Origin of the sequence: Actinotalea ferrariae CF5-4 (genome assembly GCF_000603945.1) — a bacterium.
In the GTDB taxonomy this organism is placed as follows: Bacteria; Actinomycetota; Actinomycetes; order Actinomycetales; family Cellulomonadaceae; genus Actinotalea; species Actinotalea ferrariae.
The window spans coordinates 1-4,133 of the sequence record NZ_AXCW01000006.1 but is presented as its reverse complement, the minus strand read 5'-3'; the positions used below and the strand labels follow the sequence as shown (position 1 = coordinate 4,133).

At 74.4% G+C, this 4,133-nt stretch carries 3 protein-coding genes; all 3 read right to left on the bottom strand.

All coding sequences use genetic code 11. The annotated features are described in order from the left end of the window. A partial coding sequence (gene pknB, locus N866_RS01440; protein ID WP_034221629.1) for a Stk1 family PASTA domain-containing Ser/Thr kinase occupies positions 1-925 on the bottom strand: 925 nt, incomplete at its 3' end. Continuing rightward, positions 925-2,553, bottom strand: a complete 1,629-nt coding sequence (locus tag N866_RS20240) for a serine/threonine-protein kinase (RefSeq protein WP_081802232.1) — start codon at positions 2,551-2,553, stop codon at positions 925-927. The genes pknB and N866_RS20240, both read right to left, overlap by 1 nt. 70 nt (positions 2,554-2,623) lie before the next feature. Then, positions 2,624-4,072 (bottom strand): peptidoglycan D,D-transpeptidase FtsI family protein, encoded by a 1,449-nt coding sequence (locus N866_RS01430; RefSeq protein WP_034221627.1) that lies wholly within the window; start codon positions 4,070-4,072, stop codon positions 2,624-2,626. Positions 4,073-4,133: the final 61 nt, after the last annotated feature.

Sequence of the window (4,133 nt, the reverse complement as noted above, 5' to 3'; positions counted from 1 at the left end):
CCGCGGCGAGGCCGGCCGCCGCGGCTGCGGCGCCGATCGCGCCGACCGGCGGAGCGTCGATGTGCCCGCCGCGCAGCGAGGCCTCGAGGTCGGCGCGGAAGTCCCCGGCCGTGGCGTACCGGTCGTCGCGGTCCTTGGCCAGCGCCTTGACGGTGATCCGGTCCAGGGACTCGGGCACGTCCGACGCGAACGTGCTCGGGGCCTGGGCCTCCTCGCGGGCGTGCTGGTACGCGACCGCGACGGGCGAGTCGCCGATGAACGGCGGCCGGCCCGTGAGCAGCTCGAACAGCAGGCAGCCGGTGGAGTACAGGTCGGAGCGGGCGTCGACGGCCTCGCCGCGCGCCTGCTCCGGGGAGAGGTACTGCGCCGTGCCGATGACCGCCTGAGTCTGGGTCATGGTCCCGGCGGCGTCCGCCATCGCGCGCGCGATGCCGAAGTCCATGACCTTGACCGCACCCGTGGGGGTGAGCATGACGTTCGCTGGCTTGATGTCCCGGTGGACGATCCCCGCGTGGTGGGAGTACTCCAGCGCCGAGAGGACGCCGACCGTGATCTCGACGGCCTCCTCGATCGGCACCGCGGAGCCGTCGCGCAGGATGTCCCGCACGGTGTGGCCCTCGACGTACTCCATGACGATGAAGGGGACGTGGTGGACCGTGCCGGCGTGGTCGGTGTGGACGTCCTCGCCCGTGTCGTAGACGGCGACGATCGCGGGGTGGTTGAGGGAGGCGGCGGCCTGGGCCTCGCGGCGGAACCGTGCCTGGAAGGACGGGTCGCGGGCGAGGTCGGAGCGCAGGATCTTGATCGCGACCGTGCGGCCCAGGCGTGTGTCGTGGCCGATGTGGACCTCGGCCATGCCGCCACGCCCGATGAGCTCGCCGACCTCGTACCGGCCGCCCAGCATCCGGGGTGCGTCGTCCACCACTACAGGTCCCTCGCAGTCGTCGTCGTCCCTGGTGCTCCAGGGAACCACTGGATCATCCCATCCTGGATTGCCAGGACCCGGGAGGCGGGGTCCGAACCGCTCGCCCTGGACGGACCCCACAGGCTATCCGCGAACAGCGCGCCCAGGAGCGCGAAGATCACCATGAGGACGAGCGCCACGAAGGGGTGCGAGACGGGTCCCCAGCGGCGGCCGGTGCTGGTCGAGACGCGGCGGACGCCCGCGGGGGCGCCGTCGGCAGGACGGTCCGGCGGGGGTGTCTCCGACGGCGGCTGCTGCGCTGCGGGGACGGCGGACGCTGCGGGCGCTGCGGCTGCAGCTGCCGCCGGCCGTGCGGGCACCTCCGGTGCCGCGGCTGCTGCGGGTGAGGTGGCTGCTGCGGTTGAGGTGGGAGCGGCGGGCAGGGCGGGACCGGCAGCGGTCGGACCAGGGGCCATCGGGCCGGGTGCGGTGGGGCCGGTGCTCGTAGGCCCGGTGCGCGTGGGCGCGGTGCTCGAAGGCCCGGTGCGCGTGGGCCCGGTGCTCGAAGGCCCGGTGCGCGTGGGCCCGGTGCTGGTGGGTCCAGCGCTCGCGGGGCCGGTGCTGGTGGGTCCGGTGCTCGCCGGGCCGGGAACCGGCACCGGCTCCTCCGCCGACGACGCCGTCCACGCCGAGGCGGCGGTGCCCCCCGACGTCGCGGACGGACGCGCCGGCGGCAGCACCGGTGGCAGCGCCGCGGCGCGCTCGTCCGCGTCGACGACGTCGACCGGCCGCGCGTGCCGGCCCTGGGCGAGCGGGACGCCGTCGGACGGGGTCTTGTCGAGCATGTCGTCCAGGTGCCGGGCGAGGGATGCGGCCGACCGGGGCCGCCCCTGCGGCTCCTTGTCGAGCATCCGCATGACCAGGTCCGCCAGCACCGGGTCGATCGACGCCGGCAGCGGCGGCACCGCGGTGTTGACGTGCGCGATCGCGATGTCGACGGCCGTGGACCCCGTGAAGGGCCGGTGCCCGACCAGCGCCTCGTACGCGACGATCCCCAGGGAGTACATGTCCGACGCGGGGGTCGCGGCCCGGCCCATCGCCTGCTCGGGCGAGAGGTACTGCGCCGTCCCCATGACCATCCCCGACGCCGTCATCGGCACCTGGTTGATCGCCGTGGAGATGCCGAAGTCGGTGATCTTCACCTGCCCGGTCCGGGCCACGAGGATGTTGCCCGGCTTGACGTCGCGGTGCACCACACCGGCGACGTGCGCGGCGTGGAGGGCCCGGGCGGTCTGGGCGAGGATCGGCAGGAGCCGGCGCGTGGGGAGCACGGGCTGCCGGTCGAGCAGGTCGGACATGGGCTCTCCGAGGATGAGCTCCATGACGAGGAACGCCGACCCGTCCTGCTCGCCGTAGTCGTACAGCGCAGCGATGTTCGGGTGCGAGAGCTGGGCGCTGTTGCGCGCCTCGGTGCGGAAGCGCTCGAGGAACCCGGCGTCCCCCGCGAACTCCTCCCGCAGCACCTTGACGGCCACGTCGCGCCCGAGCGCGGTGTCGTGCGCGGCCCACACCTCACCCATGCCGCCGACGGCGATCCGGGTGCCGAGGCGGTAGCGGTCGCCCAGCGCGACGCCCTCGGTCGGCTTCACGGTCCGGTGCCGTCCGTCGTCGGCCGGCCGGTCGCGGCGCCCGCCGCGGACGCGGACGCGGCGCGCGGGCTCACTGGAGCGCCGCCTGGATGACCGCCCGCGCGATGGGGGCGGCGACCGCCCCGCCGGTCGCCTCGTTGCCGAGCGACCCGCCGTTCTCCACGACGACGGCGACCGCGATGCGCGGGGCGTCCGCGGGCGCGAAGGCCGTGAACCACGCGTGGGGGGCGTCCTCGTTGCCGGTCTGGGCCGTGCCGGTCTTGCCGGCGACCCGCACGCCCGGGATCTGCGCCGCGCGTCCGCTGCCCGACTCCACGACGCCGACCATCATCTCGGTGAGGATCTGCGCCGTCTCGGGCGAGACGGCGCGCCCCATCTCCTCGGGGTCCGTCTCGTCGACGACCTCGAGGTCGGCGCTGCGCACCGCCGCCACGGAGTAGGGGCGCATGAGGACGCCGTCGTTGGCGACGGCGGCGGAGATCATCGCCACCTGCAAGGGGGTCACACGCACCTCGTACTGCCCGATCGCCGAGAGAGCCGTGGACGGGGCGTCCGGTTCGGCCGGGAAGGAGCTCTCCGTGGCTCTCATCGGCACGGCGAGGGGCTGGGAGAAGCCGAACGCCTCCGCCTGATCCCGCAGGGCGTCCGCGCCGAGGTCCAGGCCGAGCTGCCCGAACGCGGTGTTGCACGAGATCCGGAGCGCGTCGGCGAGCGTCTGCGTCCCGGTCGGCGAGCACGCGGCGCCCCCGAAGTTCGGCAGCGTCCGGGTGGTCAGCGGCAGGTCGAGCTCCACGGGTGCCGGGAGCTGGGCGGCCGGGTCCAGGCCGTTCTCCAGGGCCGCGGCCGCCGTGACGACCTTGAAGACCGAGCCGGGCGGGTAGAGGTCCCCGCGCAGCGCACGGTTCATGAGGGGCTCGGCCTCGTCGGCGTTGAGCGCCTCCCAGGCCGCCGTGACGTCGGCCTGCGTGTGGGACGCGAGGGCCGCGGGGTCGTAGCTCGGCTTGGACACGAGCGCGAGGATCGCCCCGGTGGTCGGGTCCAGCGCGACGACGGCGCCGCGCTGGTCCCCGAGGGCGTCCCACGCCGCCTGCTGGATGGCGGGGACGATCGTCGTCTCGACGATGGCGCCCTGCGGCTGGCGGCCCGTGACGAGGTCCTGGATGCGGCGCAGGAAGAGCGAGTCCGCGGAGCCGTTGAGCTCGGTGTTCATCGCGGACTCGAGCTCGGACCGGCGGTAGACCACCGAGTAGTAGCCGGTGAGGTGCGCGTAGAGCGGGCCGTTCGTGTAGACGCGCTGGTAGCCGAAGACGTCGTCGACCGGGACCGAGGAGGCGACGGCCTCCCCGCCGACGACGATCGGTCCGCGGGGGGTGCCGAACTCCCGGTAGAGGGTCCGGACGTTGCGCTCGTCCGCGTTGAGGTCCGGTGCGGTGACGAACTGCACCCAGGTGCTGCCCAGCATCAGGGTCAGGAACATGACGACGACGACGGACGCGAGCCGGCGCAGAGGGGTGTTCACCGCAGCTCCCCCACGTCGATCCGCTCGGTCTCCTGGTCCGGTCCGTCGTCGCCCGGCCGGT